The organism is Micromonospora sp. NPDC051141 (assembly GCF_044455765.1).
In the GTDB taxonomy this organism is placed as follows: domain Bacteria; phylum Actinomycetota; class Actinomycetes; order Mycobacteriales; family Micromonosporaceae; genus Micromonospora.
Window position 1 is genome coordinate 454,202 of sequence record NZ_JBITFD010000005.1, and the last position, 13,159, is coordinate 467,360.

Here is a 13,159-nt window from a genome sequence, read left to right on the forward strand (position 1 = left end):
GTCGGGCTGCGACAATGGCCGGGTGGAACCCGCACAGCCTGCCGACCGCGTACCGTCCGACGCCACGCCGCCCGACGGCCAGCCGCCGGTGCGGCCCGGTGCCACCCCGCCGGAGGGGACGCCCGCGCTCGTCGAGCCGTCGGCGTCCGCGCCGCTCGCCGACGCCGGTGAGCGTCCCGCCCCGCCCCCGGGGAAGGACAAGGCCCGCTCCGAGCGGTCCCCGAAGGACATGGTGCTGTCGCTGCTGATCCTGCTGGTGCCGATCGCGCTGCTGATCGCGTTCTACCGGGGCTTTCTCGGCGGCGACTCGCCGGTCACCGTCGACCCGGCGCCCGCGCTGGAGCAGGCCCGCGCGGCAGGCGCCTTCCCGGTCGCCGCGCCGACCGGGCTGGGCGACGACTGGCGTACGGTGAACGCCCGCTTCCGGACCGAGACGGACGGCGCGACGCTGCGCATCGGGTACCTCACCCCGGAGGGCCGGGGCGCGCAGCTCGTGGAGAGCAACATCCCGGCGGAGAAGCTGCTGCCGGCCGAGCTGAGCGACGGCCAGCCGCAGGGCCCGGCCGACCTGCCGGACGGGCTGAGCTGGCAGCGGTACACCGCCCGCGGCAACGAGCAGGCGCTCGTCCTGCTGGAACCGAACCGCACGGTGATCGTGGTCGGTGACGCGGGGGAGACGGAGCTGCGCCGGCTCGCCACCTCGCTGCGCTGACGTCCCCCGGTCGGATGACCGGGATTGCCGAACGCCGCTTCAGGGAACAGAAGGGACACGATCCCGGACGACCCACCTGGAGAGGTTGACGTGAAGATACGACGCTTCAGCGCCACCGCGTTCGCCGCGGCGCTGCTCATTCCCGGCCTGGCGGCCTGCAACGGCAACGGCACGTCCGACGCCTCCGCGACCCCGAGCGCCGGCGCCTCCGGCAGCGTCGCCCCCAGCGCCACGGCGTCCGGCAGCGCGGCCAAGCAGGCGCTGCTCGACTCCACCAACGCGATCCGGGAGGGCAACTTCCGGTTCGCCATGACCGGTGCCGGCTCCACCGCCGAGGGGCAGGTGCACCAGCCCAGCCAGAGCGCCGAGATGCGGATGACGATCGGTGACCCGTCGTCGGACCTGATGATGAAGCTGGACCTCATCCACGCCAAGCCGGACAGCTGGGTCAAGCTGGAGCTGGGCGGCACCGCCGCCACCCAGATCCCCGGCGTGAAGAACCTCAACACCGGCAAGTACCACCACCTCGACCAGAACCGGATCAAGGGCAACCGGGCGCTGGGCTTCGACTTCGAGAAGGTCGACCCGGCCGGCAGCGCCGTGCTCACCCAGGGCATCACCGACGTACGGCAGAGCGGTGACGGCGCGTACGAGGGCACCGTCGACGTGTCGAAGGCCGCCGAGGCGGGCTCGCTCGACCCGGCCGTGATCACCGCGCTCGGGGCGCAGGCCCAGTCGGTGCCGTTCACCGCCAAGGTCGACCCGCAGGGCCGGCTCAGCGAGCTGGTGCTCAAGATCCCGGCCGCCGGCCAGAGCGCCGCGCAGGACGTCAAGATCACCTACAGCGACTACGGCGCCGCCGCCGCGGCCCAGAAGCCCCCGGCCGACCAGGTCGTCGAGGCGCCGCCGGAGCTGTACAACCTGTTCAACTGACCGGAGGTCGTCCGGCTCGTCGCCGGTACGCCGCAGTGGCATCCCGACGCCGCTGCGGCGTACCGGCTCCGGGGGTCACTCCCCGGCGCGCTGCCGGGCGGCGTCGATGCGGGCCCGCGCGCCGTCCAGCCAGCGCTGGCAGACACCGGCGAGCTGTTCGCCGCGCTCCCACAGGGCCAGCGACTCCTCCAGCGAGGTGCCGCCCGCCTCCAGCCGTTCCACCACCGAGGCCAGCTCGGCACGGGCCTGCTCGTAGCTGAGCTGCTCGTCCTTGGTCTTCTCAGTCATCGGTCCCATCTCATCAGCCGTCGACGGTGGCGGTCAGCTCGCCCTCGGCGAGGCGTACCCGCAGTGGATCGCCCTTGGCCACCTCGGACGCCGCGCGGACCACGTGGCCGTCGGCGCGCTGGACGATGGCGTAGCCGCGGTCGAGCGTGGCCGCCGGGGAGAGCGCCCGCAGCCGGGCCAGCGTGTGCCGCAGGTCGTCGTCGGCGGCGCCCAGCCGGTGGGTCAGACACCGGCCGGCGCGGTCCCGCAGCGCGGTGACCTCGACGGCGCGCTGGTCGACCATCACCTGCGGTCGGGCCAGCACCGGGCGGGAGCGGAGCAGGTCGACCCGGTGCTGCTCACGGTCGACGAGATGGCGGACGGCCCGCTCCAGCCGGGACCGGGCCTGCCCGATGAGGCGGACCTCCTCGGTCAGGTCGGGCACGATCCGTTTCGCCGCGTCGGTGGGCGTGGAGGCCCGGACGTCGGCGACGTAGTCGAGCAGCGGCGCGTCGGTCTCGTGGCCGATCGCGCTGACCACCGGCGTGCGGCAGGCGAAGACCGCCCGGCACAGCGCCTCGTCGGAGAAGGGCAGCAGGTCCTCGATGCCGCCGCCGCCCCGGGCGATGACGATCACGTCGACCGTCGGGTCGGCGTCGAGCACCTTGAGCGCGCCGACGATGTCGGGCACCGCGGCGGACCCCTGCACCGCCACGTTGACGGTGCGGAAGTCGACCGCCGGCCAGCGGCGGCGGGCGTTGGTCAGCACGTCGCGCTCGGCCGCCGAGGCCCGCCCGGTGATCAGGCCGACCCGGCCGGGCAGGAACGGGAGCCGCCGCTTGCGGGACCTGTCGAACAGCCCTTCGGCCGCCAACAGCTTCTTGAGCTTCTCCAGTCGGGCCAGCAGCTCGCCGAGGCCGACCTGGCGGATCTCGTCGGCGCGCAGGCTCAGCGTGCCCCGCGCGGCGTAGAACTCGGGCTTGGCGTGCAACACCACCCGGGCGCCCTCGCGCAGCTCCGGCGCGCCCGCGTCGAGCACGTCGCGGTTGGTGGTGACGGTCAGGCTGAGATCGGCCGACGGGTCACGCAGGGTGAGGAACACGGTGGCGGCGCCGGGCCGGCGGCTGATCTGCGCCACCTGGCCGTCGACCCAGACCCAGCCGAGCCGGGCGATCCAGGCGCCGACCTTCTGGCTGACCACCCGGACCGGCCACGGCTCCTCGGACGTGCTCCGCTCCGGGGGCGTGCTCGCCTCCGGGGGTGTGCCCCGACCCACCTCACCCGCGCTCACCCCGCCCACCCTACGGCCCGGGGCCGACAGGCCGGGCGAGGGCGCGGCGGGCGCACGTACCATGGTCGGGTGACTGACGCTGAGACGACTCCCCGGACCGGCAAGCGCGTGCTCCTGGCCAAGCCCCGCGGCTACTGCGCGGGCGTGGACCGGGCGGTGCAGACCGTCGAGGAGGCGTTGAAGCTCTACGGCGCGCCGATCTACGTCCGCAAGCAGATCGTGCACAACAAGCACGTGGTGCGCACGCTGGAGGCCCAGGGCGCGATCTTCGTGGAGGAGAACGAGGAGGTGCCGGAGGGCGCCACCGTCATCTTCTCCGCCCACGGTGTCGCCCCCGAGGTCTACGAGCAGGCCAGGGAGCGCTCGCTGAGGGCGATCGACGCCACCTGCCCGCTGGTCACCAAGGTGCACCACGAGGCCCGGCGGTTCGCCCAGCAGGACTACGACATCCTGCTCATCGGTCACGAGGGGCACGAGGAGGTCATCGGCACCGCCGGTGAGGCCCCCGCCCACATCCAGCTCGTCGACGGGCCGGACAGCGTCGACCAGGTCACCGTGCGTGACCCGGAGAAGGTGGTCTGGCTTTCCCAGACCACGCTCTCGGTCGACGAGACGCTGGAGACCGTGGCCCGGCTCAAGCAGCGCCTGCCGCTGCTCCAGTCGCCGCCCAGCGACGACATCTGCTACGCCACCTCCAACCGCCAGCACGTGGTCAAGGAGATCGCCCCCGAGTGCGACGTGGTGATCGTGGTCGGCTCGCGCAACTCCTCGAACTCGGTCCGCCTGGTCGAGGTCGCGCTCGACGCCGGCGCCCGTGCCGGGCACCTGGTCGACTTCGCCCACGAGATCGACGACGCCTGGCTCGCCGGGGCCCGCACCGTGGGGCTGACCTCCGGCGCGAGCGTGCCGGACGACCTGGTCCAGGACGTGCTCGCGTACCTGGCCGAGCGCGGCTTCGCCGACGTCGAGGAGATCACCACCGCCGACGAGCGGCTGACGTTCTCGCTGCCGCAGGAGCTCAAGCGCGACATGAAGGCCGCCGCGGCGCGCGGCTGACGGGGAACGGATCCGGCGCCCGACGCGTCCAACCGACCATGAAGACTCCTCGGACGGTGCTCGTAGCCCTGATCGCCGGTGCCGCGCTGACCGCCTGCGCCGGCCCGGGCGACGAGCCCGCCAGCCCCAGCCCGAGCCCGACGGGAGCCGCTCCGGTGACCAGCCAGCCCGACCCCGCCCCCAGCGTGAGCCCCAGCCGCCCGAACCCGACCTGGAAGGGCGGCCCGTCCACGCCGCCCGGCGTGGGCGGCACCACGCTCAGCGGCACCATCCGCGCCGGCGTCGAACCGAACTGCCTGCTGCTCGACGACCACCTGCTGGTCGGCGGCCCGCGCGACCTGCTCAAGGCCGGCGCCAAGGTGGAGGTCACCGGCCGTCCCGAGCCGGGCATGATGACCACCTGCCAGCAGGGCACCCCGTTCGTCGTCGAGTCGGCCCGCCCCGCCTGACGCGCCCGGGCCACGGCCACCCGTCCGGGACCACCGGACGCACGCAGGAGCCCCGCCCCCCGGACCGGGGGACGGGGCTCCCGTCGTACCAGCGGCTAGTTGACCGCGTGGATCTGCACCGAACCGCGGCCGACGACCGCGCCCTCGGTGGTGGTGACAGCCATGTCACCGAACAGCTCCCGGCCGGCGGCCGGGGTGGCGAGCGCGGTCACCGCACCGGTGAGGGTGGCGGTGGCGCCGTTGGCCAGGGACAGCGGCGTGGCCGGCGCGGAGAGCGAGCCCAGCGCCGGGGACGCGAACGAGTCACGGTAGTCGTACGCCGTGCCGCCCGCGGCGACCGCGTAGCCCTCGATGACCACCCGGTAGGTGGCGGCCACCGGGTTGGTCAGCGTGACGGCCTCCTCCGAGTCGCCGTCGGCCGACCGGCCCACCTCGGTGGTGCCCCGGAAGATGTACAGGTCCAGGTCGGCGCCGAGGTCGGCGGTGTTGCCGATCCGGGCGGAGAACGAGGTGGTCCCGGCCGGGATGTCCACCGTGTACTCCTGGGTCGCGCCCTCGGTGATGGTCGGCCGCTCGGCGCGCACGCTGGACAGCGGGCCGCCGACGCCGGTCACCTGGACCGGGCCGAACGTGTTGGTCAGGTTCCAGCTCACCGGGGCCGGCGTGCCGGCGGTCACCGACGGCAGCTCGACCACGGCGGGCTCCACCTGCACACCCTGCACCCGGGCCTGGATGGTGAACGGGTTGTCCAGCGCCGGCGACGTGCGCCGCGACTCCACCTCGATCTCCCAGACACCCGGGATCGGGTTCTGGTAGTCGCGCTCCTGCGGCTTGCAGGCGGCGGCGTCGGAGAAGTTGGTGTAGCAGGCGGTGCTCGCGGTGCTCTCGACCGGCACGCCGTACGGGTTGATGGCGATGAACCGGGTCTGCGAGCCGGTCGCGATGCCGGACAGGTTGACCTGGAGCGCGCCCGCGCCCTGCGGAACCGTCACGAAGTACGACGTGAAGCTGTTCCGCTCGACCGAGCCGTTGGTCGAGAACGAGTACGCCGGGCCGGTCACCGCGTTCGAGGCGACCACGACGGTGGCGACCTCGAAGTCGACGATCGAGGTGGCCGGGTCGTCGACGGTCATGATCGCGCCGTGCGCGCCGACGGTCATCGGCTTGGCCTTCACCTTGACGGTGACGGTCGAGTTCAGCGGCAGCCAGACCTCCTTGGGGGCGGTCCAGGTGCCGTCGTTGCCGCGGAAGTCGACCAGGTGCTTGACGCCCTTGTTCGGGCCGCTGGTGCGGGTCAGCTTGACCTCGTAGTAGCGGCTCTCCTTGGCCTTCTGCCCGCCTTGGTCGGCGGCGCAGCGGTTGTAGACGCCGGCGCCCACGTTCGGGCTCGGCACGAACGTGCCGGAGGCCCGGTCGTAGCGGGTCAGGTTCGGCGACAGCTCGGTGCAGACCGCGGCCTCGGAGGTGTAGGTGCGGGTCGGCACGCCCTGGGCGAGCAGGTTCCACGCGCCCGGCACGTCGACCATGCCGTAGCCCTGCGCGTACGTCGGGACGCCCGCGATCGGCTTGGCCGAGGTGTAGACGGCCCGGCGCAGCGCGGCCGGGGTGACGCCGGTGCCGGTCGCCTTCGCGGCCGACAGCAGCAGCGCGGCGGCGCCGGCGGTCTGCGGAGCGGCCATCGAGGTGCCGTTCAGCATCTGGTAGCCCGGGGGCAGCGGGTAGCCCGCCTCCGGCACCGGGTTGCCCGCCTGCCAGGTCGGCGCGGTGGAGATGGCCGAGCCGGGGGCGGTGATGTTCGGCTTGAAGCCGCCGTCCTCACGCGGGCCGCGGGAGGAGAAGTTGAACAGCCAGTTGTCCTTGCGGACCACCGAGCCGTAGTTGGCCAGCCAGGTGTCCTTGCTGACGCTCGCCGCGACGCTGACCACGTCGGTGGCGACCGACGGGTCGCCGACCGTGTTCAGGCCCGGGCCGGAGTTGCCGGCCGAGATGAACAGCTGCACACCGTAGGTGTTGATCAGGTCGTTGTAGAGCACGGCGCGTGCGTTCGAGCCGTCGTTCAGCGCCGGCAGGCCGCCGATCGACATGTTCACCAGGTCGACCCGGCGGTTGACCACCAGGTCGACCATGCCGGTGGTGAGCGCCGCGGCGGTGCAGCCGCCGCCCCACGAGCAGGCCCGGGCGGAGACCAGCTTGGCGCCCGGGGCGGCGCCGTCGAAGGCGCTGTTGCCCAGCATGTCGTTGGCGGCGGTGATGCCGGCGACGTGCGTGCCGTGGGTGCTCTCGACGATGCCGATGTTGACGTAGTCGACCAGGCCGGGACCGCCGACCGGGGTGGTGTCGACGTTGCGGCGGTACTCGACCACGAACGGGATCTGCTCCCGCACGTCGGTGGCCGCGTTGTCGGTGCCGAACTGGCCGACCTGGAACTTCTCCTTGTACGGCCGCATCACCGCGTCGTCGGTGAAGTCGTTGTTCTGGTTCACGTCGACGCGGATGTCACCGTTTGCCGGGTTGTAGAGGATGCCCCAGGCGTCGGTGGTGTCTCCGTCCCGGTTGACGTCGCCCCGCGCGTCGCTGCCGGCGGTGATGTTCTCGCGGAACACGTTGAACTTGTAGGTGCCGGCCGGCGCCGTCCAGGTGCCCAGCGAGTTGCTGAACGTCGGACCGGTGACCTCGGTGGTCATCGGGCGCCAGGACGCGTCCTCGAGCGGGTCGGTCGCGGTGACCCAGTCGACGATCTTGCGTTCGCCGGTGGTGGTCTGCTGGAGGGCCGGCTGGTTCAGGTCGACGCCCGAGTCCATGATGCCGATGGTGACGCCGCGGCCGTCCCACTCCGGGTGGGCGGCCTTGAACGCCTCCGCGCCGGTCTCGTTGGTCGGCATGTACGGGTTGACCGCGCCGGTGTCCCCGCCGGGGCCGGCCAGCGTCTCACCCTGCTCGGCGGCCTTGGCGCCGTTCGGGGCGGCCTCCGGCGTCGGGTCGGGGAGCGTGATGGTCTCGTCGAGGTCGGCGGCGGCGACGCCGGGCAGCGTGGCGGCCTTGAGCGCCTTGGCCGTGGGGACCTTGGCCAGCACGTAGCCGACCTGGTCGTACCGCTGGCTCACGGTGGCGCCGAGGCCGGTCAGCCCGTCGACGACCTTCTTGGCCGAGCCCTTCTTCGCCGCGATGATCATCGTGACGGTCGGCGCGTGCTTCGCCTCGGCCGCGTCGAGCAACTTGGCGTCGTGGGCGCCCAGGGCCTTCGCGGCGGTCGGCTGCGAGGGTCGGGGGGCGGCGGGGGCCGCGCTCGCGGTCGCGGCGCCACCCCCGACGGTCATGGCCCCGGCCGCGAGGACCGAGGCGAAGAGCGCGGCGGAGGGGCGCCGGCTCCGATTGCGGGGTTGACTCACGTTCTCTTCCTCCAGAGAACAGGGCCCTTCAGGGGACAGGGCGCGTGTGACGCAGATCCTTCGTGGCGTGTCGAGTTGTGTCACTACCGAGGTTGGCTTTGTGACCACTCCGTGACGAGAATCGGCCGTCATCGTCATGCCGACCGTGTTAGACGTCGATGCCCGCCGACCGTTCGGCCGATGTGGACGACCCGTTCAGCAACTCCGGCGCCTGCGGCTGCCGGGGCGCCAGCTCGACCTGCGCCGGGGCGACCAGCTCGTCGCCCGACACGCCCAGCTCGGCCAGCTTGCGCGCGCTGACCAGCACCCGGGCCTCCAGCGAACCGACCGCCCGGTTGTACGCCGTCACCGCCCCGCTCAGCGAGCTGCCCAGCTTGCCGACGTGGTCGCCCAGCGTGGACAGCCGCCCGTACAGCTCACGGGCCAGCGAGTGGACGGTGGCCGCGTTGCGCGCCAACGCCTCCTGCCGCCAGGAGTAGGCGACCGTCCGCAGCAGCGCCACCAGCGTGGCCGGCGTGGCCAGCACCACGTTGCGGGCGAACGCGTGCTCCAACAGCGAGGGATCACGCTGCAACGCGACGTCCAGGAACGGGTCGGCCGGCACGAACAGCACCACGAACTCGGGCGTCTGGTCGAACGCCGTCCAGTAGGACTTGGCGGCCAGGCTGTCCACGTGTGCCCGCAGGTGTCGGGCGTGCGCGTCGAGCTGGGTGTCCCGCCCGCGTTCGTCGCGCGCCTCCATCGCGGTCAGGTAGGCGTCGAACGGCGCCTTGGCGTCGACCACCACCGTGCGCCCGCCGTGCAGCCGCACCACCAGGTCGGGACGGACCCCCTGGTGCTCGGTGGCGGCGGTGACCTGCTCGCTGAAGTCGCAGTGCTCCAGCATGCCGGCCGCCTCGACGATCCGCCGGAGCTGGTGCTCGCCCCAGCGTCCCCGCACCTGCGGCGCGCGCAGCGCGGCGACGAGCTGCTTGGTCTCGGTGCGCAGCTCACCGGAGACCGTGCTCATCGCGCGCACCTGCTCGCGCAGCTCGGCGTAGGCGTCGACCCGGTCGTGCTCCAGCTCGGCGACGCGTTGCTCGTAGCGGCGCAGCGAGTCGTGCAGCGGCGCGACCGCCCGCGCCACCGCCTCCTGCGACTGCGCGGTCGCCTCGTAGCTGAGCGCGCGCATCGACTGCTCCAGCCGCCCCTCACCCTCCCGGGTGGCCGCCAGCGTCGCCTCCAGCCGGGCCACGTCGGCCGCCGACCGGGCCCGCGCCGCGAGCCAGCCCACCGCGCCGCCGGCGGCGAGGCAGAGCACCACCACGGCCAGCGTCGAGAAGCTCATGCCGGAGAGCTTGCCAAACGGGTACGACGTGCGCGAGCTGGGTACGTTCGAGGTCATGGAAGGTGCCCTGTGGCTGTTCCTGGTCCTGATGCTCGGAGGTGCGTTCGTGTTCTGGCGGTGGGGGAGCAGGTCCCGGCGGGCCAACGAGATGGCCGACGCGCGGGCCGAGGCGCAGCGCTGGTACGAGCGGCTCGGCGGCCAGTTGATGAACCTGCACGGCGACGCCCCGGCGGTGCGGCAGGCGCTGGCCGACGCCGGTGAGCGCTACAACGCCGCCGGCTCGCAGCTCGAACAGGCGCGCACGCCGCACCAGTTCGCGTTGGCCCGGGAGACCGCGCTGGAGGGGCTGGCGTACATCCGGGCGGCGCGTACGGCGATGGGCATCGACCCGGGCCCGGAGCTGCCGCCGCTGGCCGCCGCCCGCGGGGTCGGCCAGCTCACCAAGGAGCGTGAAGTCAACGTGCAGGGCCAGACGTTCCGCGCCGGCCCGCAGCCGGGCAGCCACACGCCCTACTACTACCCGGGCGGGCACATGCAGGGCCGGCCGGTGCCGGCCGGCTGGTACTCCACGCCGTGGTGGAAGACCGCGCTGGGCGCGGGCGCCGGTGTGCTCGGCGGCATGCTGATCGCGGACGCGCTCTTCTCGCCCGCGTTCGCCGACCCGGGCTACGGCTACGAGGCCGGCTACCAGGAGGGCTTCCAGGACGGCTTCGGCGACGGCCAGGACTACGGCGACCCGGGCGGCGGCGACCTCGGCGGCAACGACTTCGGCGGTCAGGGCGACTACGCCGGCGGCGACTTCGGTGGCGGCGACTTCGGCGGCGGCGATTTCGGTGGTGGCGATTTCGGCGGCGGCGACTGGTAGCACCGGCCCGAAGTGTGAGAAGGGGCCCCCGCCCATGCGTGATGCGTTGAGCGGGGGCCCCTCCTTACCTGCTCAGCCGGTGTTGCGCATGCCGGCGGCGATGCCGTTGACGGTGGTCAGCAGCGCCCGCTCCAGCGCCGTACCGTCGTTAGGGGCACGCCGCCCGCCCGGCGCGGTCGCCACCGCCCGCCCGGCGGCGCCGGACTCGCGGTACTGCCGCAGCAGCGCCACCTGGAGGTGGTGCAGCGGTTCGAGGTAGGTGTCCCGCACCGCGAGCGTGCGCTGGAGCACCGGCGAGTTCTCCAGCAGGGCCGGCGAGCCGGTGACCGCCAGCACCTCCCGCTTGGTCAGCTCGTACTCCTCCTCGATCGTGGCGAAGATCGGGTGCAGCTTCTTCGGGACCAGAGTCTCCACGTAGCGACGGGCGATCGTCAGGTCGGTCTTGGTCAGCATCATCTCGACGTTCGACAGGAACGTGCGGAAGAAGTGCCAGTTCCGGTTCATCTCGGCGAGCACGTCGGCCAGCCCGGCCGTGCGCGCGGCGGCCAGCCCGGAGCCGACGCCGAACCAGCCCGGCACGATCTGCCGGGTCTGCGTCCAGCCGAACACCCACGGGATGGCCCGCAGGCCGGACAGGCCCGCGCCGGTGTTCGGGCGCTTCGCCGGGCGGGAGCCGATGTTCAACGCGCCGAGCAGCTCGGTCGGCGTGGAGGCCCAGAAGTAGGCCGGCAGGTCCGGGTCCTCGACCAGGGAACGGTACGACCGGAACGCCGAGTCCGACACCACGTCCATCGCCGCGTCCCAGCGCTCCAGCATCTCGGCCGGCTGCCGGGGCGCGGTGTGCAGCAGCGTGGCCTGGAGCACGGCCGCCACGGTCAGTTCCAGGTTCTCCCGGGCCAGCGCCGGCAGCGTGTACTTGTCGGAGATGACCTCACCCTGCTCGGTCACCTTGATCGCGCCGTCCAGCGTGCCGTACGGCTGGGCCAGGATCGCCTCGTGGGTGGGGCCGCCGCCCCGACCGACAGTGCCGCCCCGACCGTGGAACAACCGCAGGTGTACGCCGTGCCGGGCGGCCACGTCGCGCAGCGCGCGCTGGGCCCGGTGGATGGACCACTGGCTGGTGGTGATGCCCGCCTCCTTGTTGGAGTCGGAGTAGCCCAGCATCACCTCCTGCACGTCGCCCCGGGCCGCGACCAGCGCCCGGTAGGCCGGCAGCGACAGCAGCTCGTCGAGCAGCTCGCCGCCGGTGTTCAGCTCGGCCGGCGTCTCCAGCAGCGGCACGATGCCGATCCGGGCCCGCCCGCTCTGCACGTCGACCAGGCCGGCCTCGCGGGCCAGCACCACCGCGGCGAGCACGTCGTCCACGCCCAGCGTCATGGAGATGATGTACGACTCGATGACCTCGGGACCGAACCGGTCCTGCGCCTCGCGGATCGCGGAGAACACGTCGAACGTCTTGCGGGCCGACTCGGTGAGCGGGCTGTCCTGGGTGGAGAGCGGCCGGCGGCCGGTCAGCTCGTCGGCGAGCAGCTTGGTGCGCTCCAGCCGGGTCAGCGACGGGTAGTCGGAGACCTCGCCGACCGTCTCGTAGAGCTGCGCCAGCACCTCGTGGTGCTTCTCCGCGTGCTCCCGGATGTCCATGGTGGCCAGGTGCAGCCCGAACGCGGAGACCGTACGGATGGTGGAGGCCAACCGCCCCACGGCGGTGAGCTGGCCGGAGTTGCGGGCCAGCGAGGCGCGCAGCAGCTCCAGGTCGGCGATCAGCTCGGTCGCGCCCCGGTAGTCGCGGCCCGGCACGTGGCCGGTGCCGGCGCGCAGCCGCTCCCGGGTGTTTGCCAGCTTCGCCTTCACGCAGCGGGCCTTGAGGCGGTAGGGCTCCTCGGCGTTGACCCGGCGGAACCGGGGCGCCACCTCGGGCAGCGCGTCCAGGTCCTTCGCCAGGCTGGCGGAGAGGTCGAGCGAGACCGCGCGCAGCCGGCGGGAGACGCTGACCTCGCTGATCAGCTCGTCCATCGCCTTCTCGGTGGCCTCGATGCCGTGCTCGTGCTGGATGCGCAGCACCTCGCGGGTGACCGTCGGGGTGACGAACGGGTTGCCGTCGCGGTCGCCGCCGATCCAGGTGCCGAACGTCAGCGGGCGGGCCGTCGGCGACGTCTCGACACCGAGCGTGCGCAGCGTGTCGGCGAGGTCGTCGAGAACCTGCGGGGCGGCCTCGGCGTGCAGGTCGCGCAGGTAGTAGATGGCGTTGCGGGCCTCGTCGGTCGGGTCCGGCCGGTCCAGCCGCAGCTCGTCGGTCTGCCACATCAGGTCGAGCAGCTCGGCGAGGCGGCGGTTGGCCGGGCCCTCGTCGCTGGCGCCGTAGAGGATGGCGTTGGCGGTCTCGGCGTCCAGCTCGTCGGCGACCGCGCGCAGCTTGGACAGGATGGACCGGCGGGCCGCCTCGGTCGGGTGCGCGGTGAACACCGGGCGGACGGCGAGCCGGCGGGCCGCGGCGGCGATCTCCTCGGCCGGCACGCCACGCTCGGCGATCATCTTGGCCGCCTGGTCCAGCCAGCCGCCGTGGGTGGCGCGGCGCCGGCGCAGGTCGCGGGCGCGGTGCACCTGCTCGGTGATGTTCGCCAGGTGGAAGTAGGTGGAGAAGGCGCGGGCCAGCTTCGTGCCGGTGGTGACGTCGAGCCCGGCGAGGCGTTGCGCGGCGGCCGGCGCGTCGGAGCGGACCTGGGCGCGGATCTCCTCGACCAGGTCGAGCAGCGGGCGGCCCTCCTGGCGGGCCACGGTCTGCCCGAGCAGCGTGCCGAGGCGGCGGATGTCGGCCCGGAGAGCGGCGTCGGGGCCGTCGTGGTCGTGCTGGTCGGTCACGGGTGCGCTCC

The 13,159-nt window shown here is 73.1% G+C and carries 10 protein-coding genes; 5 read left to right on the forward strand and 5 right to left on the reverse strand.

The genetic code is table 11. The annotated features are described in order from the left end of the window. The first annotated feature begins 22 nt into the window (after positions 1-22). On the forward strand, positions 23-712 hold the full coding sequence (locus ACIA6B_RS13320; protein WP_396773070.1) for a DUF4245 family protein: 690 nt from the start codon (positions 23-25) through the stop codon (positions 710-712). A gap of 90 nt (positions 713-802) precedes the next feature. Continuing rightward, the gene (locus tag ACIA6B_RS13325) at positions 803-1,645 is read left to right on the forward strand and encodes a hypothetical protein (RefSeq protein ID WP_396773072.1); all 843 of its coding nucleotides are present in this window, start codon (positions 803-805) and stop codon (positions 1,643-1,645) included. A gap of 75 nt (positions 1,646-1,720) precedes the next feature. Here ACIA6B_RS13325 and ACIA6B_RS13330 read toward each other — a convergent pair whose 3' ends face one another. Then, the gene (locus tag ACIA6B_RS13330) at positions 1,721-1,933 is read right to left on the reverse strand and encodes an exodeoxyribonuclease VII small subunit (RefSeq protein WP_281942790.1); all 213 of its coding nucleotides are present in this window, start codon (positions 1,931-1,933) and stop codon (positions 1,721-1,723) included. Between the two features lie 13 nt (positions 1,934-1,946). Further along, the gene (gene xseA / locus ACIA6B_RS13335) at positions 1,947-3,203 is read right to left on the reverse strand and encodes an exodeoxyribonuclease VII large subunit (RefSeq protein ID WP_396773074.1); all 1,257 of its coding nucleotides are present in this window, start codon (positions 3,201-3,203) and stop codon (positions 1,947-1,949) included. Positions 3,204-3,272: 69 nt separating this feature from the next. Between xseA and ACIA6B_RS13340 the strand changes: the two genes are divergently transcribed. Then, the gene (locus ACIA6B_RS13340; RefSeq protein ID WP_396773076.1) at positions 3,273-4,259 is read left to right on the forward strand and encodes a 4-hydroxy-3-methylbut-2-enyl diphosphate reductase; all 987 of its coding nucleotides are present in this window, start codon (positions 3,273-3,275) and stop codon (positions 4,257-4,259) included. Between the two features lie 38 nt (positions 4,260-4,297). Further along, positions 4,298-4,708 (forward strand): hypothetical protein, encoded by a 411-nt coding sequence (locus ACIA6B_RS13345; protein WP_396773078.1) that lies wholly within the window; start codon positions 4,298-4,300, stop codon positions 4,706-4,708. A 95-nt stretch (positions 4,709-4,803) separates the two neighbouring features. Here ACIA6B_RS13345 and ACIA6B_RS13350 read toward each other — a convergent pair whose 3' ends face one another. Further along, positions 4,804-8,097 carry a S8 family serine peptidase gene (locus ACIA6B_RS13350; RefSeq protein ID WP_396773080.1) on the reverse strand — a complete coding sequence of 1,098 codons (3,294 nt, stop codon included), beginning with the start codon at positions 8,095-8,097 and terminating at the stop codon, positions 4,804-4,806. 148 nt (positions 8,098-8,245) lie between these two features. Further along, positions 8,246-9,424, reverse strand: a complete 1,179-nt coding sequence (locus ACIA6B_RS13355) for a DNA recombination protein RmuC (RefSeq protein ID WP_396773168.1) — start codon at positions 9,422-9,424, stop codon at positions 8,246-8,248. Between the two features lie 55 nt (positions 9,425-9,479). Here ACIA6B_RS13355 and ACIA6B_RS13360 point away from each other — a divergent pair, with 55 nt between their 5' ends. Continuing rightward, positions 9,480-10,289, forward strand: coding sequence for a hypothetical protein (locus ACIA6B_RS13360; protein WP_396773082.1), 810 nt, complete (start codon positions 9,480-9,482; stop codon positions 10,287-10,289). A 72-nt stretch (positions 10,290-10,361) separates the two neighbouring features. Here ACIA6B_RS13360 and ppc read toward each other — a convergent pair whose 3' ends face one another. After that, positions 10,362-13,148 (reverse strand): phosphoenolpyruvate carboxylase, encoded by a 2,787-nt coding sequence (ppc, locus tag ACIA6B_RS13365; RefSeq protein WP_396773084.1) that lies wholly within the window; start codon positions 13,146-13,148, stop codon positions 10,362-10,364. Between the last annotated feature and the right edge of the window lie 11 nt (positions 13,149-13,159).

What these genes read in the sequence shown, in the direction of transcription:
- ACIA6B_RS13360 (WP_396773082.1), top strand. Translation starts at nt 9,480, where the DNA reads ATGGAAGGTGCCCTGTGGCTGTTCCTGGTCCTGATGCTCGGAGGTGCG.
- ACIA6B_RS13345 (WP_396773078.1), top strand. Translation starts at nt 4,298, where the DNA reads ATGAAGACTCCTCGGACGGTGCTCGTAGCCCTGATCGCCGGTGCCGCG.
- ACIA6B_RS13355 (WP_396773168.1), bottom strand. Translation starts at nt 9,424, where the DNA reads ATGAGCTTCTCGACGCTGGCCGTGGTGGTGCTCTGCCTCGCCGCCGGC.
- ACIA6B_RS13330 (WP_281942790.1), bottom strand. Translation starts at nt 1,933, where the DNA reads ATGACTGAGAAGACCAAGGACGAGCAGCTCAGCTACGAGCAGGCCCGT.